The following is a 21463-nucleotide window of genomic DNA, read 5'->3' on the forward strand; positions in this document are numbered from 1 at the left end:
ACCGGGAGGCGCGGGGATCGGGGGCCGCTTATGGTGAGCGAGGGCGTTGTCCCGGACCGCGGCGGAGCGCCCTTGGAGGCATCCATGCTGGCCAAGCTGTCGACGCGGAACGCGGCCCGGCGCGGTGCCTGCGTCGGGGCCGTCACACTGGCGCTGCTCGGCGCGGGCCTGCCCGTGGCCGCCCCGGGCGCGGGGCCGGCCGGCCTCGACCGCTTCTACCGGCAGAAGGTCACGTGGGCGGCGTGCGACCCGGGCGCGCCGAAGGACCTCCAGTGCGGCAAGGTCACCGTCCCCCTGGACTACGCCCACCCGGGCGCGGGCACCCTCGATCTGGCGCTGGCCCGGTACCGGGCCACGGGACGGTCGCAGGGCTCGGTGGTGCTGAACTTCGGCGGTCCCGGCGGCGCGGGGGTGTCGGAACTCGCCCTCTCCGGCAAGCAGTTCATGGACCTCACCAACGGCTACGACGTCGTCAGCTTCGATCCGCGGGGCGTGGGCAGGTCCTCCCCCGTCAGCTGCGGCATCGACGTCGGCGCCACCTCCGATTCCGGCGGTGACAGCGGCGACGCGCGGCCCGACCTGGGCAACGCGCAGGCCGCCCGCAAGGCGCTCGCGCAGTGGAAGGAGGTGGCCGCCGAGTGCGCCAGGCACTCCGGCCCGGTCCTGCCCCACATAGGCACCGTCGACGCGGCCCGGGACCTCGACGTGATCCGCCAGGCGCTGGGGGACGGCAAGCTCAACTACCTGGGATTCTCCTACGGCACCCGGCTCGGGGCGGTGTACGCCGCCGAGTTCCCCGGCAAGGTGGGACGGATGGCCATGGACGGGGTGGACACGCTGACCGAACCGCTGTCCGAGCAGGGCCTGGTGGCGGCCGAGGGCCAGCAGACGGCGCTCGACGACTTCCTCGACTGGTGCGTGCAGGACATCGCCTGCCCGTTCGGCCAGGACCGGCGCCAGGCCGGCGACCAGGTCGTCCAGCTCGTGCGGTCGCTCGACGAGAACCCGGTGCCGACGGGCTCCGGCGGCCGGCTGACCGGCCAGCAGCTCGTGGGCGCCATCGGCCAGGCGCTGTACAGCAAGGCGATGTGGCCCTCGCTGGAGCGGGCGGTCGCCTCGCTGGTGCAGGACGGCGACACACGCGCCGTCCGGTCCCTCGCCTCCGGCGGCATGGCGCGTCCCGCCCGGGAGGGGCCGCAGGACCCGCAGGGCTCTTCGGCCCCGAAGCCACCGCAGGGCGCGGCGAAGCCGCAGGGCACCGGCGGGCTGGTGGACAGCGCGGACGTGCCGCTGGACAACGTGCCGGCGGCGCTGATGGCGATCAACTGCGCGGACGACCCGGACCGGCCCGGTGCCGAGCAGCTCACCAAGGACCTCGGGCGGCTCGGCGCCGAGTACACGCAGGCCTCACCGGTCTTCGGCCGGTACCGGCTCAACGAGCTGCTGATGTGTTACGGCCGTCCCAAGGGCACCGATTTCATCCGGCAGAAGGTCCGCCACGTGGACACGGCGAAGATGCTCCTCGTCGGCACCCGGGGCGACCCGGCGACCCCGTACCGCTGGACCGTGGAGACGGCGCGGCGGCTCGGCTCGTCGGCCGTGGTGCTCGACAACCGGGGTGACGGCCACACCGGCTACGGATCGTCCCAGTGCGTGCACCGCAAGGTCGACGACTTCCTGCTGTACGGTTCCCTGCCCGCCGACGGCAGTTCGTGCCCGGCGGACACCGAGCCGGACGCGTCCGGGTGACGCGACCCGTGTCCGCAGGGTGACGCACCTCCTGTCCCGCGCCCCGTCCCCCGGACGGAGCAACCGCGGGCGCACCGCGCAACCAGGCGGCCCCCTCGGTGGTCCCACTGTGCGGACGGGCGGTGCCACGACCGACCGCCCGGACCGCACCTGAGCACGACCACCGACCACACTGGGGGATCCATGCGCACGCGTACCGCCGTCGCCGTGTCGGCCGCCCCGGCCGCCGTCGCCGCCCTGCTGCTGTCCGCCTCGCCCGGCCAGGCGGCGTCCGCCCCCGCCGGCTCCGCGCTCGCCGCCTGCGACGCATCGCAGCTGACCGTCCGGGCGCGGGCCGTGCCCGGACGCCCGTCCGTGATCCGCCTCCAGGTGACCGACCACAAACGCGCCTGCGCCGTCGACCGCATCCCCACGGTCACCTTCGGGGACCTGGACGGCGCGGCGCAGCCGGTCCCCCCGGGCGAGAGCGGCCCGTACCGGCTGGGCGCCGGGCGGACGGCGTACGCGGCGGTGCGCACGGTGGCGGACCCGGCGGACCCCGAGGCCCGCCGGGTGGGCACGCTGACCGTCTCCGCGGACCCGGCGCGTCCGGGCCGCACCTTCACCGCGGCGGCCCTGGGCACGGGCGGCGCGATCCGGGTGTGGGAGCCGGTGACGACGTGGTGGCAGCCGTCGGCCGCCGCCGCGGACCGGGCGATCGGGCTCAGCCGGTGACGATCTCCGGCCGGTAGAGGTCGAGCCACACGGCCAGGTCCAGGGTCTTCTCCAGGCCGCGCCGCGCCGCCTGCGTGCTGACGGGGGTGTCGCGGTGCGCGGCCTGGCGCACCCGCTCCCGGTCGACCAGCTCGAACACGGGGTGGTCGGGCCGGGTGAGGAGGTCCTTGACGTGGCCCTGGAGCGCACTCGCGTAGGCGGGGTCCTGGGTGGAGGGGTAGGGGCTCTTCACCCTGTCGTACACGGATTTGGGCAGCAGGTCCGCGGTCGCCTCCCGCAGCAGGCTCTTCTCCCGGCCGTCGAACGACTTCAGCGCCCAGGGCGTGTTGTAGACGTACTCCACGAGCCGGTGGTCGCAGAACGGCACCCGGACCTCCAGGCCGACCGCCATGCTCATCCGGTCCTTGCGGTCGAGCAGGACGCGGACGAAGCGGGTCAGGTGCAGGAAGCAGATCTGCCGCATCCGGTACTCGAAGTCGCTCTCGCCGTCGAGGCGGCGGATGCCGGAGACCGCGGTGCGGTAGCCGTCGGCCACGTACGCCGGCAGGTCCAGGGCCTGGGCGAGGTCCGCCCGTATGACGTCGCCGTCGTCGCCGAAGTCGCGCACGAACCGCACCAGCCACGGGAAGGTGTCGGCGCGGCGGGCCTCCTCGTCGAAGAACTGGAGGTAGCCGCCGAAGACCTCGTCGGCGGACTCTCCGGACAGGGCGACGGTGGAGTGGTCGCGGATGCTGCGGAACAGCAGGTAGAGCGAGGCGTCCATGTCACCGAAGCCCATGGGCAGGTCACGGGCCCTCAGCACGCGGGCCCGCACCTCCGGGTCGGCGAGGGACTGCGCGTCGAGCACGATGTCCTGGTGGTCGGTGTCGGCGGCGCGGGCCACGTCGTGCACGTACGGCGTGTCAGGGGTGGCGCGCAGTTCGTCGGCGACGAACCGGTCGGTCTGGCCGACGAAGTCGACGGCGAAGCTGCGCACCTTCTCGCCGTGCTCGGCCAGTTGCCGCGCGGCCAGCGCGGTCATCGCGGAGGAGTCGAGGCCCCCGGAGAGCAGGGTGCAGCGCGGCACGTCCGCGACGAGCTGGCGGCGCACGATGTCGTCGAGCAGGGAGCGCACGGTGGCGATGGTGGTGTCGCGGTCGTCTGGGTGCGGCCGGGTCTCCAGCCGCCAGTAGGCGCGGGCGCGCAGGCCGCCGCGGTCGACGGTGACGACGGTGCCGGGCTCGACCTCGCGCATGCCGTCCCACACGGCGTGTCCCGGCGTCTTGACGAAGGTGAACAGCTCGCGCAGGCCGTCGAGGGTCACCCGGCGGCGGGCCAGCGGGTTGGCGAGGATCGCCTTGGGCTCGGAGCCGAACAGGACGCCGTCGGGCGTCGGGTAGTAGTAGAAGGGCTTGATGCCCATGCGGTCGCGGATCATGACGAGCTTGTCGTGGCGCCCGTCCCAGACGGCGAAGGCGTACATGCCGTTGAGCCGCTCGGCGACGGCGTCGCCCCACTCCAGGTAGCCGCGCAGCACGACCTCGGTGTCGGAGTCGGTGGTGAAGCGGTGGCCGCGCGCGGTGAGGTCGGCGCGCAGTTCCGTGAAGTTGTAGGCCTCGCCCGAGTAGACGAGGGCGACGGTGCCGGCCGCGGTGGTCTCGCTCATCGGCTGCCGCCCGCCGGGCAGGTCGATGATCGCGAGGCGCCGGTGGCCGAGGGCCGCGGGCCCCTCGGACCACGTCCCCCGGTCGTCGGGGCCCCGGCAGGCCATCGTCTCCGTCATCGCGTCCAGTGCCGTGGCCTCAAAACGCAGGTCGCGGTCGAAGGAGACCCAGCCGGTGATGCCGCACATGTGCTACCTCCAGGCGAACCAGTTGTATCGAGCACCTATATGACGAGCGTGTTTCACCCACCCGGGGCGGGTCAACGCGGCCGCACCCCGGGCGGCGGGTCGACCCCGGCGCTTTCGGCCGGACTTTGCCTCCAGGAGATCCGCGGGCCCGTCGCCGACCGGGGGTGGCCCGCCGTGATTCGGTCACCGGCAAAGACTTGCCCACGAACCCCGTCCACCGGCCGTCGCACACGATCCGCGCACCCGCCGCGGCGAACACGCGGACGCTCCGGGCGCCCGCGCCGGCAAGCACGCGCCCGTAGCTACCAGTTACCCCGCCCACGACATCCGATTACTCCAAATGCCCGATATGCGAATCCGCCCTATGGTGCTGTCATGGAGCACGATCTGAGTCCCGCGACCCTCGCCGAGCTGCGGCGCCCGCGCAGCTATCCCGCGGTGTCCGTGCTGACGCCGACGCACCGCAGGGAACCCGACAACGCCCAGGACCGGGTCCGGCTGCGCAACGCCGTGACCGAGGCCAAGAAGCAGCTGGAGACCGACCCGGCGGTCACCCGGGAACGCCGCGCCGACGTCGTGCGCCAGCTCGACCAGGCCCTCTCCGAGGTAGACCTCACCTACGCCGAGGAAGGACTGCTGATCCTCGCCGCGCCCGGCGAGCACCAGGTGTGGTCGCTCGGCCGCAGCGTGCCGGAGCGGGTGGTGCTCTCGGACACCTTCCTCACCCGCAACCTGGTCTCGGCGAACGCGGCCGAGAGCCCCTTCTGGGTCCTGTCGGTCTCCGCCGACCGCCTGACCCTGTGGAGCGGCGGCGGGGGCCGCATCGCCGAGGACCGCACCGGCGGCTTTCCGCTGACCCGGGACCTCGACGAGAACTTCGACGCCGAACGGCAGGAGCGCATCGGTGACGCACCGAGCACGTTCCGCGACGAGCGCACCCGCCAGTTCCTGCGCGAGGCCGACACGGCGATGAGCGCGGTGCTGCGCGACCATCCGCGCCCGCTGTACGTCACCGGCGAGCCGGGTGCGCTGGCCGTCCTCGACGAGTGCGGCGGCGCCGCCCGCGACGCGGTGCACATCGCGCACGGCGGCCTGGCGCACGGCACGCCCGAGGCGGTGCGGCGCGCACTCCAGCCGGTCCTTCAGGAACGGGCCCGCGCGGACACCGAGGCCGTCGCCCGGGAGCTGGAGACGGCTCGTGGGCGCAAGGAGTTCGCCGCCGGCGTCGACGAGTTGTGGCGCAGCGCCCGGGAGGGCCGCGTCCGGCTGCTGGCCGTCGAGGAGAACTACCGGGTGACCGTGCGCGACGACGCGGGCGACCACCTGGTCCCGGCCGACGGCGGCGACCTCGACGCCCGCGAGGACATCGTGGACGAGATCGTCGAGCAGTGCCTGGAGACGGGGGCCGAGGTCCGCTTCGTCCCGGACGGCACCCTGGACGACGAGCAGGGCATCGCGGGCGTGCTGCGCTACTGAGCACGCCGCCCGGCCCGCTGGGTGCTGTGGCCGGACCGGTTCGCCGGAGAGCTCGGGGCGTTGCTGCGGTGGATCGCAAGGCGGAGCATCGCCCGCGTACCGGACGTACTCGGGTGATGCGACAACGCGGCTGGGGTCCCTCCTGCTCGAAGAGCTTGGGGGACCCGTGCCGGGCGCCCCGAGCCGGTGGACCTTTCCGGTCGCGGCACCGGCCCCCGTCCGGCCCTCCTCGCCGGCGTCTACGCTACGGCGCAACCGTCGACGAGGAGGGAAACGCGCGTGGGTGAGCTGCTGGGCGTGGCCGTACTGGGCGCCGGACACATGGGGGCCGATCACATACGGCGCCTGGACCAGGTGGTGAGCGGCGCCAGGGTGGCCGCCGTGGCCGACCCCGACACGGCGCGGGCGCGCGAGGCACTGGGCGGCGTCCAGGGCGCGTCCGTGCACGCCGAGGCGGTGGCCGCCCTCGACGCGCCCGGCGTCGACGCGGTCCTGATCGCCTCCCCCGGGCCCGCGCACGAGGAGGCGCTGCTCGCGGCCTTCGCGCGCGGCCTTCCGGTGCTGTGCGAGAAGCCGATGGTGCCGGACTCGGCCGGGGCGCTGCGGGTGGTGGAGGCGGAGGCGCGCCTGGGCAGGAGGCTGGCGCAGATCGGCTTCATGCGGCGCTACGACAGCGGGTACCGGCGGCTGAAGTCTTTGCTCGACAGCGGGGAGCTGGGGCGTTCGCTGATGCTGCACTGCACCCACCGCAACGTCTCCTCCCCACCGGACTTCACCAGCGCGATGCTGATCAACAGCTCCGTGTCGCACGAGATCGACGCGGCCCGCTGGCTGCTCGGCCAGGAGCTGACCGCCGTGACCGTGCTGCGTCCGGCCGCCTCCTGCGGGGCGCCCGCGGGGCTGGTCGACCCGCAGTTCGTACTCTTCGAGACGGAGCGGGGCGCACTGGTGGACGTGGAGGCCTTCGTCAACTGCGGCTTCGGCTACCAGGTGCGCTGCGAGGCGGTGGGCGAGCGCGGCAGCGCGCGGATCGGTGACGACCACGGGATGGTCGTCACCGGGCGGGGGCGCGCGTACGAGGAGGTGCCGCAGGACTACCTCGTGCGCTTCGCCGACGCCTACGACCGCGAAGTGCAGGCCTGGGTCGACGCGACCCGCCGGGGGCGCGTCACCGGCCCCGGGGCGTGGGACGGCTATGCCGCCGCCGTGGTCGCCGAGGCGGGGGTGCGTTCGCTGGAGGACGGCGGCCGCGTGCCGGTCGCCCTCGCCCCGCGCCCGGACCTGTACGCCCCGGCCGCCGGGTGAGCACGGGGGCGTCCCGCGCCTCTCACACCGTGCCGAACAGGGCGTTCAGGCCGCGGTCGACGGCCGCGCCGACGTCCTCCTGGCCGGGCGCGACGACGGCGTAGGTGCGCAGGAGGCAGCGGCGCAGCGCCGGGGTGTCGAACTGCAGGAGGGCCATGCCCGACCGGGAGTGCAGTTCGATCGCCGTACGGGAGCCGCCGCAGGGCCAGAAGTGCACGTCGCCCGTCCCGGCCTGCTGTCCGAGGCCTTCTTCGAGCAGGGTGCGGGAGAAGGTCCAGGTGACCTCCGCCCCGTCGAGGGAGGCCTCGGGCGGGAAGTCGAGGTGCACGGCCAGCGGGTCCGCGGAGGCGTAGCGGAGGATGGCGGGCACGATGAGTTCCTGTCCGTCCGCGGTGATCAGACGGGCGCGGGCGGACTGCTCGAGGGTGGTGTCCATGGTCGGTCTCCCCTGCGGGTCGGAGGTCGGCCGGTTCTGCCGTGTGTTCTTAGGAGCTCCCAGGTGCCGTTTGCATTACGTCCGAGCGCCCACCAATTCGTGTGACCTGCATCACTAGGGGCGCGTCCGGGGGTGCGGGGGCCGCCAAGGGGAGCCCTCTGCCGTCGAACAGGTGCGTGAGCGACGCCGTCGGACGCCTGGCGATCCGTCAAATCCCGTAGGGGTCCTACGCCTTGAGCGCCGGACGGAGTAGGCCGAAGGCGCAGTCGAGTCGCCCCTTGAAGACTGTGGCATATGCCAGAAGCACCACCGTATCGTGTGTTGCCGAATCCCTTACGGGCCGTCGCCCGCTGTGCCACAGTCATAAAGGTCCCACCCGCCCACGCGGCCCCCGTCCCCCGCATCGGAGTACGTCATGCCGTCCCCCCTCTCCGCGGACCGCTCACCCGGCCAGCCGCCGGGGCGCGGTGCGGTCGACGCCCTGACATCGCAGGCGCGCCGGCTCAAGGGCGAGGTCGACGCCGTGCGGCGGGAGGCACGGGACGACGTGACGGACCCCAGGGGCCGGCGGGAGCGGGCGCTGTGCGACCTCGCCCTGCACCAGCTCAGCGACCTGGACGAGCATCTGGCCCAGTTGCGGGACGGCCCGCCGCCCGTCGCCCGCCCCGCCGACACGCGCTCCGCCCCTGCCGCGGCCGGCGCCGCCGCGGCGCCGGCCGCGGGCCCCGCACGGCTCCCTGCTCAGCCGGGTCGGCAGCGCCGAGTGGAACCTGCTGACCGGCACGGCCGCCTGGTCCGGCGAGCTGTACCGGATCCTGGGCCGCGACCCGGCCGCACCCGCACCGACCCTGGACGAACTGCCGTCGCTGGCCGTCGAGGAGGACCGGCCCCGGCTGACCGCGATGGTCACCGGCTGCCTGGTCGACGCCCGGCCGATCGACGGCGAGTTCCGCGTCGCACGGCCGGACGGCGCGGTCCGGACGGTGCACATGATGGGCGAACCGGTGCTCGACGCCGACGGCGCCACCGCCTCCATGTGGGCGGTGCTGCGGGACGTCAGCGAACTGCGCCGCAGTCAGTCGGCGCTGCGCGAGACCCGTGACTCGCTGCAACACCACCGGCTGCGGGCGCAGACCGAGCACCGGCTCGCGGTCGAGCTGCGGGAAGCCGTGCTGTCCCCGTGGCACGGCTCCCCGCGGCTCCCGCACCGCGGCCGCTTTGGGCTCGACCTCGCGGCCCATCACCTGCCCGCAGCCTCGGGCGCGGTGACCGGCGGCGACTGGTACGACGTGCTGGAGCTGTCCGACGGCGACACCCTGCTCGGCGTCGGCGGCCTCACCGGACACGGGCCCGGCGTGACCTCCGCCGTCGCGATGCTGCTGGGCGCCCTGCGCGGCACGGCCATGACCGGTGCCGGACCGGCGCAACTGCTGACCTGGGTCGACCAGTTGCTCGACAGCGCCGTCCAGCCGGCCCTGGGCAGCGCCGTGTGCTGCCGCTACCGGCCCGCCGACCGCACCCTGGCCTGGGCACAGGCCGGGCACCCCGCCCCGCTGCTGTTCCGGGACGGGGCGGCCCGGACGCTGGACGCCCCGCGCGGCGCCCTGCTCGGCGCCACCCCGACCGCCGGTTACGCGCAGGCCGAGGAGACCCTCCGGCCGGGCGACCTGGTCCTGCTCCACTCCGGCGCACTGGTGCCGGGACACGGCGGGACGGCAGCCGTGAACCGCCTGCTGGGCCTGGCTCCCCGCCTCGGTGCCGGGCGAAGCGCGCAGGACTGCGTGCGCACGGTGCTGGAGGAGTTCGGCGCGGCCGGGCGCGAGGACGACGCCTGTGTGCTCGTCGCGAGGGTGGCGCCGTAGCCGGCGGCCGCTCGGCCACTGCCCTACACCGGTGCGCTGTCCGCGCCCTTGGCCCTGGGCCGGGGCATGGCGAGGCGGATCTCCTCCCGCAGTTCGTGGATCTTCGGGTAGGTGGAGTACTGGGCGGTGAGCCGGTACATCTCGCGCAGCCGGTCCCAGGTGCGCCGCGAGGAGTTCGACCCCATCGACATCAGCGCCAGCCGTGCGTAGCGGGCCGCCTGTTCGGGGTCGTCCGCGATGAAGCAGGCGGAGGCCATGGACAGGTGGTCGAAGATCTTCGACCGCTCGCGGCCGTCGATCCGCAGGGCCAGGGCCTTCTCCGCGTAGTGCTGGGCGTGCGCGGCCGCGTCCGGGTCGAACTCCGCCAGCGTGCGGTAGGCGAGCGCCTGCATGCCGTACAGGTCCTCGTCCTTGAAGGTCTGCATCCAGGGCAGCGGTTCGTGGTTGCCCTTCTCGGAGACGAACAGGTCCTCCGCCCGGCCGAGCGTGCGGCGCATGGCCTGGCCCTTGCCCAGGGACGCCTGGGCCCAGGCCTCGATGGTGTGGAACATCGCCTGGGTGCGCGGCTGCAGTCCCGCACCGGAGCCGGACTGGGCGAGCTTCATCAGGTCCAGTGCCTCGTCGGGCCGGCCCAGGTGCACCATCTGGCGCGCCGCGCGGGACAGCGCCTCGCCCGCGCGGGGCCGGTCGCCGCCCTCGCGCGCCGCGTGGGTGGCGATGACGAAGTACTTCTGGGCCGTGGGCTCCAGGCCGACGTCGTGCGACATCCAGCCCGCGAGGACGGCGAGGTTGGCGGCGACACCCCACAGGCGCCGCTGGAGGTGGGCGGGGTGGCGGTAGGCGAGCATGCCGCCCACCTCGTTGAGCTGGCCGACCACCGCCTTGCGCTGGAGCCCGCCACCGCGGGCCGCGTCCCAGGCCCGGAACACCTCCACCGAGCGTTCCAGTTCGTCGACCTCCTCGGCGCCGACCGGAGCGGCGTCGTAGCGGTCGAACCCGGCGGGGTCCGCGTGCAGGGGGTGGTCGAGGTCGGGGGCGTCGGCCTTCAGGGTCGGATCGGTGTGCAGCCAGTCGTGCATGGCGCCGCTGATTGCTGATCCCGCGGTGAGCGCGGCACCCGCGCCCACCAAGCCGCGTCGGTTGAGCATGAGGTCCATTCCCGTGAATTCGGTGAGGACCGCGGCGGTCTGCTCGGGCGCCCACGGCATGCCGTCGGGATGTTCCACGTCCCGCTCGCCCTGCCGTTTCCCCGTACGCCCGTGCCGTACCAGACCGAGGTCCTCGATGGTCACGACACGGCCGAGACGCTCGGTGAACAGGGCCGCCAGCACCCGCGGCACGGGATCGCGCGGGATCTCTCCCATGTCGATCCAACGCCGCACCCGGGAGGTGTCGGTCGCCAGCTGCGGGTGGCCCATGGCCGCCGCCTGCCGGTTGACCAGCCTCGCCAGCTCCCCCTTGGACCAGCCGGCCAGGCCGAACAGATCCGCGAGACGGGTGTTGGGTTGTCCTGTCACGTCAAGCCCCCAGGTACTCGGCTGACTTGACAGTAGACCCGGTGAGAGTTGCCGGGCGACTATTCGCCAGGGTTCGCCAGGGTGCGCCAGATGGTGTGCCACCGGCCCGGCGGTGTCAGGTAGGAAAGCGCCACCCCGACCCGGTCGCCGAGGGACATTCCCCAGGGTGCACCCGGGCGTCCGGGCCGGGCAGCGCGCTTCGAGCAGCAGGCACACGAAGGGATCTGTCTCTCCCATGTACGCAGCATCGTCCTCCGTGTCCGCCCCGCCCCGGCCGCTGCGCGCCCGTCCGGGCACCGGCGGCCCCTACCTCGACCCCGCGCGCCCGGCGGCTCCCGTCCTCGGTGTGGGCCGGCCGCGGCGCGCCCCGGGGCTCGGCACACCACCGCTCAGCGGGAGGCTCGACCTGTCCGGCCCGCAGGGCGCCCAACTACGCACGGCGCTCGCGTCGGTGCAGCGCATCTGCCCGGAGTTCGCCCCCGTGCAGGTGCTGCGCCGCAGCGGCCGGTCGGTGCTCCTGGTCGGCACGACCGGGCGCAGCACGGCCGTCGCCAAGTGTTTACTGGACCCGTCCCGTGAATGGGCCGAACGGTACCGGCACGAAATAGCGGCCTACCGTTCGTTCGTCCGGCACCGGCCCCCGGTGCGTGTGCCCCGGCTGATCGCGGCGGACCCGGACAACTGCACGCTGGTGATCGAGCGCGCGCCGGGCCGGGTGGCCGCGCTCCAGCGGCACCCGGCGCAGACCCCGCCCCGGGCGGACATCAAGGCCGCTCTCGGCGCGATCTGCCGGCTCAACGCCTGGCGCCCCCCGGCGGGCACCTTCGACGCCCCGCTGGACTACGCCGCCCGCATCTCCCGCTACCACGAGCTGGGTCTGCTGACCGACCGGGACATGGGCGACCTGCAGAAGCTGCTGCACGGCATCGCGCACGCGGCGGGCCGGCAGGGCATGGGCCAGTTCTGTCACGGCGACGCGCTGCTCGCGAACATCCTGCTCTCACCGGCCGGTCCAGTGCTGGTGGACTGGGAGCACGCGGGCTGGTACCTGCCGGGCTACGACCTGGCGACCCTGTGGTCCGTGCTCGGCGACGCCCCGGCGGCGCGGCGCCAGATCAGCCAGCTGGCGCAGGCAACGGGCCCGGCGGCGCGGGACGCGTTCCTGGTGAACCTGATGCTCGTCCTGACCCGCGAGATCCGCACCTACGAGACGGCCGTGCAGCGTTCGATGCACGACGCGGCCCCGACGGCACCGGGTACGGCCCACCCGGCTGCCGCGCCGTCCGGTGAGGAACAGCGGCTGCTGCTGCGGCGGCTGCACGACGACTGCCAGCTGGCCCGGCGGGCCGTACGCGCGGCGGTCGGCACTCGCTGACGGGGACGAAGGTCCCGCGGTACACCGCCTCGGCGGGCGTACCGCGGGACCTTCGTCGTCGCGCGGCGGCCCTTCGCCGCATCCTGCTTCGGGAGCAACGGCGGGGAGAGCCACAGGTGTACGCCACTGACGCCCCGCAGGCCCGCGCGGCGCCGTCGCGAAACTCGCCGAAACCCGGGCTGACATGGGAAATCTCCTCACTGCGCGCATGATTGACGGATCGTCGGACAGCCGGTACCACTGACCCCACGCCGGCCCCGCACGCCCCGTCACGCCGAAGCGCCCCAGGAGGCAGCTTTGCGAGGATCCGTCACCGACTCCAGAGCCACCCCGGACCGCACCGCCGTGCGGGGCCGGGCCAGAGCGCGCACGGCCGCGGGCGCCGTCGCCTGCGGTGCGCTGCTGCTGCCGCTGCTGGGCGCCGCCCCGTCGGCCGGCGCCACGGACGGCTCCGGCCGGCTGCAACAGGCGTTCGCCTCCGCCGCGGCCCGGTACCACGTGCCGCTCAGTGTCCTGCTGGGCGTCTCGTACCTGCAGTCCCGCTGGGACGGACACGAGGGCGCCGCGAGCGTGAGCGGCGGCTACGGTCCCATGCACCTCACGGACGCGCACACCGCGCTGGCCCGCGCCGAGCACCACGGCCAGGGGACCGAGGACCCGCGCGGTGACAGCGCGCGCCCGGCGCTGCATCCCGCCGCGCCCGCCCGGGTGCCGGCGGACGCGGAGCTGCCGGACCGGCTGAAGACCCTGCCCCGGGCGGCCGGGCTGACCGGGATCCCCGCCGAGCGGCTGCGCGGCGACGCGGCGGCGAACGTCGCGGGCGGCGCGGCCCTCCTGGCCGCCGCCCAGCGACGGCTGGGCGAGCCGCTCAGCACGGACCCCGCCCACTGGTACGGGGCGGTGGCCCGGTTCTCCGGCGCGGACGACAGCGCGACGGCGGCGGCGTACGCCGACGACGTGTACGACGTGATCCGCTCCGGCGAGCGGCGCACCACCGACGCCGGACAGCGCGTCGTACTGACCGCCACGCCGCGGCTCACCCCCGACAGGGCACAACTCGGGCGGACGGGCCTCGAGCACGTCTCGTCGGCCGGTACGGAGTGCCCGGCCTCGGTGTCCTGCGAATGGGTACCGGCGCCGTACCAGCAGTTCGGCACCGACGACTACGGCAACCACGACCTGGGCGACCGGCCGGCCTCCGAACGCGTCCGGTACATCGTCATCCACGACACCGAGGGCCGCTGGGACGGCGTCCTCAACCTGGTCCAGGACCCGACCTACGTGTCGTGGAACTACACGCTGCGCTCCACCGACGGGCTCATCGCCCAGCACGTGAAGGGCAAGGACGTCGCCTGGCACGCCGGGAACTGGTACGTCAACGCGACGTCGGTGGGTCTGGAGCACGAGGGTTTCCTCGCCGAGCCGGACGCCTGGTACACGGAGGCGATGTACCGCTCGTCGGCGCGGCTGGTGAAGTACCTGGCAGGCAAGTACGGCATCCCGCTGGACCGGCAGCACATCCTGGGGCACGACACCGTGCCGGGACCGACCGGCGGCTCCGTGCCGGGCATGCACACCGACCCCGGACCGTACTGGGACTGGCGGCACTACTTCGAGCTGCTGGGCCGTCCCTTCGAGCCGACCGCGGGCAGGAACGGCGGGCTGGTGACGATCCGCCCCGACTACACGGAGAACCAGCCCCGGTACACGGGCTGCACCACCGGCGACCAGCCGTGCGCGGCGCACGGCTCCAACGAGGTTCGGCTGTACTCGCAGCCCGACACGTCCTCGCCGCTGATCAAGGACATCGGTCTCAGGCCGGGCGGCGGCGACTCCACGATCGACGTGAACGACGTCGCCTCGCGGGCGGAGACGGGACAGCAGTACGCGGTCGCCGACCGCCGGGGTGACTGGACGGCGATCTGGTACCTGGGCCAGAAGGCCTGGTTCCTGAACCCGGCGAAGCAGGCCACCGCGGTGAACGCGGCCGGCTGGGTGGTGACGCCGAAGGCCGGGGCGGACAGCGTGCCGGTGTACGGGCGGGCGTACCCCGAGAAGGAGGCCTATCCGGCCGGGGTGCCGGTGCAGTCGGTGACGCCGCTGCCGTACAAGCTGCTCGCGGGCCAGAGGTACGTGATCGGTGACGCCGTGCCGGGCGAGTACCTGTACTCGGTCACCTTCACCACCGACTCGCACCGGGTGGTGGTCGGCAAGGACATGTACTACGAGATCCAGTTCGGCCACCGGGTGGCGTTCGTGCGGGCCGCGGACGTCAGCGTGCGGCCGTCGGGCCTGTAACTCCCCGAACGGGCCGGCACCTGGTGGGGCCGGCCCGTTCCGGGTGCCGGCCCTTGCGGGTGCGGTCGGCTCAGCCCTGCTGGAACAGCTCGGCGGGCAGCGGCTTGAGGAGCGCGTACAGGTCGTCGGTGATCGGGCGGTCCCAGGCGGCGATGGTGACCAGGACGCCGTCGCTGCGGTCGAACTGCACGCAGGAGATCCGGCCCTCGGAGAGCTTGAGCCGCCGCACGATCAGGAGGTTGTCGCCCTGCAGCACCGGCATGTCCTCGGTGCCGACGACGGTGACCTCCTCGTCGTTCTCCAGGGCCAGCAGGAGTTGGGCCACCTCGAAGGGGACCTCGCCGTCGCCGACCTCGCGGGCCGGGGAACCCTCGGGGAGGTTGCCGATGATCATGGCGGTACCGCGGCCGCCGAAGAGGTCGTAGCGCAGGAACACGCCCTGGCAGGTGCCGTCGGGCGCGGGCAGCAGCCCGGCGCCCAGATTGCCGGGCCAGTCGCCCGGGTCCATGGCCAGGACGTCGAAGTCGGGCCCGGCGGGCGTGGCGCTGCGGCGACGGAGGAACGACATGCCGCCATGGTACGTGCCCCAGCCTGCCTCGCGACGTGCGGGCGGCCTCCGGCCGGGGCGGGAATCACCCTGAGCCGGCCGGTCCGGCGGCCCGGTGCCGCTCGTGGTGGCGGGCGACGCGGGCCCGGTTTCCACAGGAGGGTCCGCACCACTCCTGGCGCGGGTGGTCCTTGAGGAAGTACCGCACGCAGCGCGGTGCGTGGCAGGCGCGCAGCCGCCGGCGGTCCGGGCCCGCCAGGAAGGCGACGGCGGCCTGCGCGAGCGCCGCGGTGAGGTCGCCGGCGCCGTGGACGGGCCGCCGGTGGAGCACCGGGTCGGCGGCCGGGTCCCAGCACAGGACGGGCACGGTGGCCGTGCGGGCGGCCGCGGTGTTGAGCCGCTCGACCGCCTGGGGCACGGGCATCAGCCGGCCGGCGTCGGCGGGGCTGGGCGCGCCGGGCCGGACGGCGTGGGCGAAGAGGGCGCGCACGGCGGCACGCAGCTCGCGGACCTCGGCCAGCGCGGCCGTGTCCGCGGTGTAGTGACCGGCGTCCGGCACGGTGTCCGGGCGGGCCCGCACCCAGGCGGTGAGTTTGTCCGGGCCGGCCAGGTCGTCGGCGACACCGCCGGCGCCGTCGTGGCGGACGGTCAGCGCGAGGTCGAGGGCGAGACGGGCGTCCGTGCCGGGCGAGTCCTGCATGCGCCTAATGGTAGACACGCCGCTGCCCGTTACTGCGTACCCCGGGCGCGAGGGTCCGCCCGTACGTCGGAGGAAAGCGCTCGGGGACGGCGCCGTCCCCGAGGCGAAGCCGGGCCACCACCGCCACGGACCCCGGCACGGCTGCCCAACCTGACTGAAGCAGGGAAGCGGCCCACAGGACGGCGCCACACCCGGGGCGAAGACGGAGCACCACCGCCACGCACCCCGGCACGGCTGCCCACCCTGCGCCGAAGCAGGGAAGCGGCCCAGGGGACGGCGCCGCACCTGGGGCGGGGACGGCGGCGCCGGCCCCGGCGCGGCTGTCCGCCCTGGGCCGAAGGAGGGAAGCTGCCGGGAGGGCGGCGTCATTCCTGGGGCGGAGACGGCGGCACCACCGCCACGGGGCTCGCCGCGTGCAGGAGAACGGCCTGGGTGACCGAGCCCATCATCCGGGCCGGGGCCAGCAGGCGACGGCGGTGGCGGCCGACCACGACCAGGTCTGCGTCCCGGGAGGCGGCGACCAGCCGGCCCGCGGCGTCACCGGGCAGGATCTCCGTGTCGGCCGGCACGTCCGGGTGCCGGGCCCGGTGCGGGGCGAGGAAGCCCTCGGCCAGGGAGCGGATCTCGCTCTCCACCTCGGACTGGTCGACCGGGGGCGCCGGCAGTTCCCCGGCCGGCGCCCAGGTGCGGGTCGGCCACGGGTAGGCGGCGACAGCCTGGACCCGGGCGCCGCGCCGGGCGGCCTCGGCGAAGGCGAAGGCGAGCACGGCGTCGTCGGGGCTGTCGACGTGCAGGCCGACGACCACGCGTGGGCCGGGCCCGGCCGGGGCGTCGCCGTGGACCTCGCGTCCGGGCCGGGGAACCACGACGACCGGGCACTCCGCGTCGCGGGCGGCGGCCAGGCCGCCGGAGCCCAGCAGCAGGCTCGCGAACCCGCCCCGGCCTCGCGAGCCGAGCACCAACAGCTGTGCGGTGGCGCCGAGTTCGAGCAGCAGTGCACCCGGCAACCCGTCCAGGCCCACATACTCGACTCCGGCACCGTCACCGCCGCGATCCGGGCCCTCGACGTCGGTCCGGTCCCGGTCCTCCACATGGGCGCGGGCCGCGTCCAGCACGGTGTCGTCCGCTCCCGCGGGCGGTCCGGCGACCAGGACGTCGGGCTGGGTCCAGGCGGCGTACTGCCGCACGTGCACCACCCGCAGCGGCGCCCCGCGCAGGCGGGCCGCGTCCAGGGCCCAGTCGAGGGCCCGCAGGCTGTCGTCGGAGCCGTCGACCGCTGCGACGACCGGTGGAGCGCTCATGGGTACCTCACCTCCACAGGGCGGTTCCCGCTGCCGGGCCGGCCCGGATCGGCGGCGGCGCGGCGGGGCTCTGAAGGCCGCGTGTCCGCAAAAGTGGCGGCCACACCCGTGGACCGGCCTCCGGTACCGGACGCCGGTGCCCGTCCCGGCGCATCCGGCGCCCGACGTCCGGCGTCCACCCCCTGTGCCCCGGCGGAGGAACCCCGCTCAGGTCAGGTCGAACTCCCCTTCCCGTGCCCCCGAGACGAAGGCGCCCCACTCCGCGGGCGTGAAGATCAGAGAAGGGCTCTCCGGGCGACCGCTGTTGCGCATCGCGATGAACCCCTCGACAAAGGCGATCTGGACATCCCCCAGGCCACGGCTGCTGGACTGCCACTCGGCGTTGCTGAGGTCCAGCTCCGGCTTGTGCCATCCCGCGAGCGGGTGCTGCTGGACAGTGCTCTCGGCCACGTCCGTGCTCCTCCCGATTTCCGTCGTCCGCGAGCCAGCCTAGCGAGCGGTCGGCGGCGCCGACAGGGCATCCGGGAGGACCTTTGCGGATCTTTGCGGACGCTTGCGGGAGACCGGGATCAGTGCGCCAGGAAGGGTTCCACCACGCCCAGGAACTCCTCGGGCCGCGCCTCGTGCACCAGGTGCCCCGCGTCGACGGTGACGACCCGGGCGTTTGGGATCAGTCCGGCCAGGAAGGTGATCTCCCGCTGCGGGACGAAACTCCTCGGTCCGCCCGCCACCAGCAGGGTGGGTGCGGTGATCCGGTGCATGTGCTCGCCCCACGCGGGGTCCGGCGCGTTGCGCTGCGCGTCGGTGGCCCGGATCATCGCCCAGTCGTAGGGCAGGTCGCCGGCCGGCCGTTCGGCGGGCGGCCGGGGCGGGTCCAGCGGGACGGGCGCCGGTACGTCCTCCAGGACGAGCCGCCGTACGAGGCCGGGCGCCCGCTGGGCGAGCAGGTAGGCGACGGCGCCGCCGAGCGAGTGGCCCACGACGTCGGCGCGGTCGACACCGAGCGCCCCGAGGAAGCCGAGGACGTCGTCGCGCAGGGCCTCGTGGGCGTAGGCCCCGGGCCGGTCGCCGAGGCGGCTGCTGCCGCCGTGTCCGCGCAGGTCGGGGGCGTACACCCGGCGCGGGTGCGGTCCGTCCGCCAGCCGTCGGGCGATCGGGGTCCAGTCGGCGCCGTCGGCGCCCCGGCAGTGCAGCAGGACGACGGGGGGCGCGTCCTGCGCGCCCCAGGCGCGGTAGGCGAGGGTGATGCCGTTGACGTCGACGGTTCGTGGTCCGGTGTCCATGCGGGCACCGTAGTGGCGGCCCGCGCGGCGCCCCGGGTCATTCTGCCGACGGCAGAGCGGCCCGCGGCCCGGCGAGGAAGGCGGCGACGCGCCGCACGAACCACTCAGGGTCGTCCAGCCACGGATAGTGTCCGGCGCCCGGCTGCACCGCCAACTCGGCGTGCGCGAAGGCCGCGGCGGCGCGCCGGGCGAGTTCCGGGCGGGGCCGCCGTCGACCTCCCCGGCGAGGACGAGGACGGGCGCGGCCAGTTCGCCGAGCGCGGCGCGGGTCGCGGCGGGGTCGAACCGCGCCTCGGCGAAGTAGCGGTCGGCGGCCTCCTCGTCGGTCTGGTCCTCGTCGGCCTCGGCGTGCGCGCGGACGGTGTCGTCCCAGCGGCCGTAGAAGAAGGGGGCGAGCGCCGCGGAGTACTCGCCCCGCCCGGCCAGCCAGGCCTCCAGCCGCGGGTAGGCCGCGGCGAACCACGGTTCGCCGCGGCGCAGCCCGGCGGCGGTGAGCCGGTCCTCGGCCGTCGCGCTCAGCCCGAGCGGGCGCAGGGCGGTGGTGATCAGCGCGAGTCGTGCCACGCGCCGGGGCCGGCGTGCCGCGTACAGCGCCGCGAGGCTGCCGCCGGCCGAGTGGGCGAGGAGGTCCATGCGCTCCAGTCCCAGGTGGGCACGGAGGGCCTCCACGTCGTCCACCTGCTCCTCGCAGCGGTACGTCGAGGGGTCCGCCGGGGTGGCGGAGTCGCCGGTGCCGCGCAGGTCCAGCAGGACCAGCCGGCGGTGGGCGGCGAGCCCGCCGAGGTCGCCGAGGTAGGCGGAGGCCCGCATCGGTCCGCCGGGCAGCACGACGAGGGGCTCGCCGTTCCCGCGCAGGTGGTAGGCGAGGCGGGTTCCGTCGGGCGCGGTGAAGTTCGGCATGCGCCCGATCTTGTCCGGAGGGTCCGTGCGGCGGCAACGAATTTCGGCGCCTGGCTCTTGCCTGCGGCGCGGCGGCCTGGATTACTGATCTCCAGCATCTCGACCGAATGATCGGTCGACGGATCGACCGTATTGTCGTGGCAGGTGAGGGAGAGTCCCGATGGCGGAAGCGACAGGGCTGCTGGACTCGGGGGAACGGCTCGGCCTCGACGAGCTGCGGGCGCTGCAGTTGGAGCGGCTGCGCGCCTCGCTGCGGCACGCGTACGAGAACGTCCCCTTCCACCGGCAGTCCTTCGACGCGGCCGGGGTCCACCCCGACGACTGCCGTTCGCTCGCCGACCTGGCCCGTTTCCCCTTCACCACCAAGGCGGACCTGCGCGACCACTACCCGTACGGGATGTTCGCCGTGCCCCGTGAGCGCATCCGCCGCCTGCACGCCTCCAGCGGCACCACCGGGCTCCCCACCATCGTCGGCTACACGGACGGCGACCTGTCGATGTGGGCGGACATGGTGGCCCGCTCGCTGCGCGCGGCGGGCGCCCGGCCGGGCGACGTCGTGCACGTGGCGTACGGGTACGGGCTGTTCACCGGGGGTCTGGGCGCCCACTACGGCGCGGAACGGCTCGGCTGCACGGTCGTGCCCGCCTCCGGTGGCATGACCGCCCGTCAGGTGCGGCTGATCCAGGACCTGGAGCCCCGGATCATCATGGTCACGCCGTCCTACATGCTCACGCTGCTCGACGAGTTCGAGCGGCAGGGCGTCGACCCGCGGTCCACCTCGCTGCGCGTGGGCGTCTTCGGGGCGGAGCCGTGGACCGAGGAGATGCGGCGGGAGATCGAGGAGCGGTGCGGGATCGACGCGGTCGACATCTACGGGCTGTCGGAGGTGATCGGGCCGGGGGTGGCGCAGGAGTGCGTGGAGACCAAGGACGGCCCGCACATCTGGGAGGACCACTTCTTCCCCGAGATCGTGGACCCGGTCACCGGGGAGGTGCTGCCCGAGGGCGCCGAGGGGGAACTGGTGTTCACCTCGCTCACCAAGGAGGCGATGCCGGTCGTCCGCTACCGCACCCGCGACCTGACCCGGCTGCTGCCGGGCACCGCGCGGGCGTTCCGGCGGATGGAGAAGATCACCGGCCGCTGCGACGACATGGTGATCCTGCGCGGGGTGAACCTCTTCCCGACCCAGATCGAGGAGATCGTGCTGCGCACGCCGGGGGTCGCACCGCACTTCCAGCTCCGGCTCACCCGTGCGGACCGGCTCGACGCCCTCACCGTCCGCGCCGAGGCCCGCCCCGGCGCCGGGCCCGAGGTGCGTCAGGCTGCGGCCCGGTCCATCGCGGCTGCGGTGAAGGACGGCGTCGGCGTGTCGGTCGCGGTGGAGATCGTCGAACCGGAGTCACTGGAGCGGTCCGTCGGCAAGCTCAAGCGGATCGTGGACCTGCGCCCGTGATCCGGGTCCGGGTGTGGACGTGCCCGTCGAGGGGGTGGGCGGGCGGCGCGGCGGGCAGGGTCCCGGTCAGCTCGTAGGCGCACTTGAGCGCGACGCGGCAGGACGCCGTGTTGTCGGCCCGGTGCACGAGTTCCAGGCGGGTCAGGCCCTGGGCGGCGAACGTCGCGAAGGCCCAGGCGGTCAGCGAGGCCAGCGCGCGGGGTGCCACGCCCCGGCCGCGCGCGTGGGCCGCGGTCCAGTAGCCGACCTCGGCGCGGGGGGAGCCGGGGGCGACGTTCTTCAGGACGGCGTGCCCGGCCAGGTGCTCCCTCACCCCGGCGGGCCCGGCCGGACGATCCGCTTGATCCGCCGTTCCGGCGTGCGCGCGTTCCACGACGGCGAAGGCGAACCGGTCACCGGCCTCGCGCCCCCGTCGCTGCTGTGCGATCCAGTCGAGAGCGCCCGCCTCGTCGGGGATGGAGTGGCTCAGGAAGCGGCGCAGGGCCTCGTCCCGGTACAGCTCGGCGAGAGGGGCGGCGTCCGCCTCCTCCCACGGTCGCAGCAGCAGCGCCGGGGCAGTGGCGGTGGCCGGCACCTCCAGCCGGTCGATGATCACGTGGGTCGGCATGGGCCTCATCGTGCCCTAGTAGGGCTTGGTCAGGTTTGTTCGTGGGTGGCGTGTCTGTTAGCTGGTTGGTGTCGTTGTCCTGGTGTGACACCTGAGGAGTTGGCCGGGG

The 21463-nt window shown here is 74.3% G+C and carries 16 protein-coding genes and 2 pseudogenes; 8 read left to right on the top strand and 10 right to left on the bottom strand.

The genetic code is table 11. The features are described from left to right. The first annotated feature begins 84 nt into the window (after positions 1–84). A complete protein-coding gene (locus AB0G56_RS34870) occupies positions 85–1749 on the top strand; it encodes an alpha/beta hydrolase (RefSeq protein WP_360977893.1) in 1665 nt (554 codons plus the stop codon). Positions 1750–1932: 183 nt separating this feature from the next. Further along, positions 1933–2463 carry a DUF4232 domain-containing protein gene (locus tag AB0G56_RS34875; protein ID WP_360977830.1) on the top strand — a complete coding sequence of 177 codons (531 nt, stop codon included), beginning with the start codon at positions 1933–1935 and terminating at the stop codon, positions 2461–2463. Here the strand turns inward: AB0G56_RS34875 and asnB are convergent. Next, a complete protein-coding gene (asnB, locus tag AB0G56_RS34880; RefSeq protein WP_360977833.1) occupies positions 2453–4294 on the bottom strand; it encodes an asparagine synthase (glutamine-hydrolyzing) in 1842 nt (613 codons plus the stop codon). The two genes, AB0G56_RS34875 and asnB, sit on opposite strands and share 11 nt — an antisense overlap. Positions 4295–4669: 375 nt before the next feature. Here asnB and AB0G56_RS34885 point away from each other — a divergent pair, with 375 nt between their 5' ends. Then, entirely contained in the window at positions 4670–5770 is a 1101-nt protein-coding gene (locus AB0G56_RS34885; RefSeq protein WP_360977836.1) for a chemotaxis protein, read from the top strand. A gap of 279 nt (positions 5771–6049) precedes the next feature. Continuing rightward, a complete protein-coding gene (locus tag AB0G56_RS34890; protein ID WP_360977839.1) occupies positions 6050–7075 on the top strand; it encodes a Gfo/Idh/MocA family oxidoreductase in 1026 nt (341 codons plus the stop codon). Between the two features lie 22 nt (positions 7076–7097). Here AB0G56_RS34890 and AB0G56_RS34895 read toward each other — a convergent pair whose 3' ends face one another. Beyond that, positions 7098–7511, bottom strand: a complete 414-nt coding sequence (locus tag AB0G56_RS34895; protein WP_360977842.1) for an SsgA family sporulation/cell division regulator — start codon at positions 7509–7511, stop codon at positions 7098–7100. Between the two features lie 415 nt (positions 7512–7926). On the opposite strand from AB0G56_RS34895, the pseudogene AB0G56_RS34900 reads away from it, so the two are divergent. Next, positions 7927–9373, top strand: a pseudogene (locus AB0G56_RS34900) (SpoIIE family protein phosphatase). A 23-nt stretch (positions 9374–9396) separates the two neighbouring features. Here AB0G56_RS34900 and AB0G56_RS34905 read toward each other — a convergent pair. Then, on the bottom strand, positions 9397–10890 hold the full coding sequence (locus tag AB0G56_RS34905) for a hypothetical protein (protein WP_360977845.1): 1494 nt from the start codon (positions 10888–10890) through the stop codon (positions 9397–9399). A gap of 235 nt (positions 10891–11125) precedes the next feature. Between AB0G56_RS34905 and AB0G56_RS34910 the strand changes: the two genes are divergently transcribed. Further along, the gene (locus tag AB0G56_RS34910; RefSeq protein WP_360977848.1) at positions 11126–12265 is read left to right on the top strand and encodes an aminoglycoside phosphotransferase family protein; all 1140 of its coding nucleotides are present in this window, start codon (positions 11126–11128) and stop codon (positions 12263–12265) included. 345 nt (positions 12266–12610) lie between these two features. After that, complete coding sequence (locus tag AB0G56_RS34915; protein WP_360977896.1) at positions 12611–14563, top strand: N-acetylmuramoyl-L-alanine amidase; 1953 nt, start codon at positions 12611–12613, stop codon at positions 14561–14563. Positions 14564–14633: 70 nt separating this feature from the next. On the opposite strand, the gene AB0G56_RS34920 is transcribed toward AB0G56_RS34915, so the two are convergent. The 6 genes and pseudogenes from AB0G56_RS34920 to AB0G56_RS34945 all read right to left on the bottom strand — a co-directional run bounded on the left by AB0G56_RS34920 (position 14634) and on the right by AB0G56_RS34945 (position 19294). Then, on the bottom strand, positions 14634–15131 hold the full coding sequence (locus AB0G56_RS34920; protein WP_360977851.1) for a hypothetical protein: 498 nt from the start codon (positions 15129–15131) through the stop codon (positions 14634–14636). Positions 15132–15195: 64 nt separating this feature from the next. Beyond that, positions 15196–15810 (bottom strand): CGNR zinc finger domain-containing protein, encoded by a 615-nt coding sequence (locus tag AB0G56_RS34925; protein WP_360977854.1) that lies wholly within the window; start codon positions 15808–15810, stop codon positions 15196–15198. 365 nt (positions 15811–16175) lie between these two features. After that, positions 16176–17111: a universal stress protein gene (locus AB0G56_RS34930; RefSeq protein ID WP_360977857.1), complete on the bottom strand. Its 936-nt coding sequence runs from the start codon at positions 17109–17111 to the stop codon at positions 16176–16178. 207 nt (positions 17112–17318) lie between these two features. Then, entirely contained in the window at positions 17319–17561 is a 243-nt protein-coding gene (locus AB0G56_RS34935) for a DUF397 domain-containing protein (protein ID WP_360977860.1), read from the bottom strand. Positions 17562–17680: 119 nt separating this feature from the next. Beyond that, positions 17681–18394: an alpha/beta fold hydrolase gene (locus tag AB0G56_RS34940; RefSeq protein WP_360977863.1), complete on the bottom strand. Its 714-nt coding sequence runs from the start codon at positions 18392–18394 to the stop codon at positions 17681–17683. 37 nt (positions 18395–18431) lie between these two features. Then, positions 18432–19294: pseudogene (locus tag AB0G56_RS34945) on the bottom strand (alpha/beta hydrolase). A gap of 160 nt (positions 19295–19454) precedes the next feature. Between AB0G56_RS34945 and paaK the strand changes: the two are divergent. Beyond that, positions 19455–20747 (top strand): phenylacetate--CoA ligase PaaK, encoded by a 1293-nt coding sequence (gene paaK / locus AB0G56_RS34950; RefSeq protein WP_360977866.1) that lies wholly within the window; start codon positions 19455–19457, stop codon positions 20745–20747. Here paaK and AB0G56_RS34955 read toward each other — a convergent pair. Further along, positions 20719–21354 (bottom strand): GNAT family N-acetyltransferase, encoded by a 636-nt coding sequence (locus tag AB0G56_RS34955; protein ID WP_360977869.1) that lies wholly within the window; start codon positions 21352–21354, stop codon positions 20719–20721. The genes paaK and AB0G56_RS34955 overlap by 29 nt on opposite strands. Positions 21355–21463 lie beyond the last annotated feature (109 nt).

Source organism: Streptomyces sp. NPDC021356, assembly GCF_040641015.1.
Taxonomy (GTDB): domain Bacteria; phylum Actinomycetota; class Actinomycetes; order Streptomycetales; family Streptomycetaceae; genus Streptomyces.

Excerpts from the sequence above, each read along its gene's own strand:
- AB0G56_RS34875 (WP_360977830.1), top strand. The coding sequence starts at position 1,933 with ATGCGCACGCGTACCGCCGTCGCCGTGTCGGCCGCCCCGGCCGCCGTC.
- AB0G56_RS34955 (WP_360977869.1), bottom strand. The coding sequence starts at position 21,354 with ATGCCGACCCACGTGATCATCGACCGGCTGGAGGTGCCGGCCACCGCC.
- AB0G56_RS34925 (WP_360977854.1), bottom strand. The coding sequence starts at position 15,810 with ATGCAGGACTCGCCCGGCACGGACGCCCGTCTCGCCCTCGACCTCGCG.
- AB0G56_RS34885 (WP_360977836.1), top strand. The coding sequence starts at position 4,670 with ATGGAGCACGATCTGAGTCCCGCGACCCTCGCCGAGCTGCGGCGCCCG.
- AB0G56_RS34870 (WP_360977893.1), top strand. The coding sequence starts at position 85 with ATGCTGGCCAAGCTGTCGACGCGGAACGCGGCCCGGCGCGGTGCCTGC.
- AB0G56_RS34895 (WP_360977842.1), bottom strand. The coding sequence starts at position 7,511 with ATGGACACCACCCTCGAGCAGTCCGCCCGCGCCCGTCTGATCACCGCG.
- asnB (WP_360977833.1), bottom strand. The coding sequence starts at position 4,294 with ATGTGCGGCATCACCGGCTGGGTCTCCTTCGACCGCGACCTGCGTTTT.
- AB0G56_RS34930 (WP_360977857.1), bottom strand. The coding sequence starts at position 17,111 with ATGAGCGCTCCACCGGTCGTCGCAGCGGTCGACGGCTCCGACGACAGC.
- paaK (WP_360977866.1), top strand. The coding sequence starts at position 19,455 with ATGGCGGAAGCGACAGGGCTGCTGGACTCGGGGGAACGGCTCGGCCTC.
- AB0G56_RS34910 (WP_360977848.1), top strand. The coding sequence starts at position 11,126 with ATGTACGCAGCATCGTCCTCCGTGTCCGCCCCGCCCCGGCCGCTGCGC.
- AB0G56_RS34920 (WP_360977851.1), bottom strand. The coding sequence starts at position 15,131 with ATGTCGTTCCTCCGTCGCCGCAGCGCCACGCCCGCCGGGCCCGACTTC.
- AB0G56_RS34940 (WP_360977863.1), bottom strand. The coding sequence starts at position 18,394 with ATGGACACCGGACCACGAACCGTCGACGTCAACGGCATCACCCTCGCC.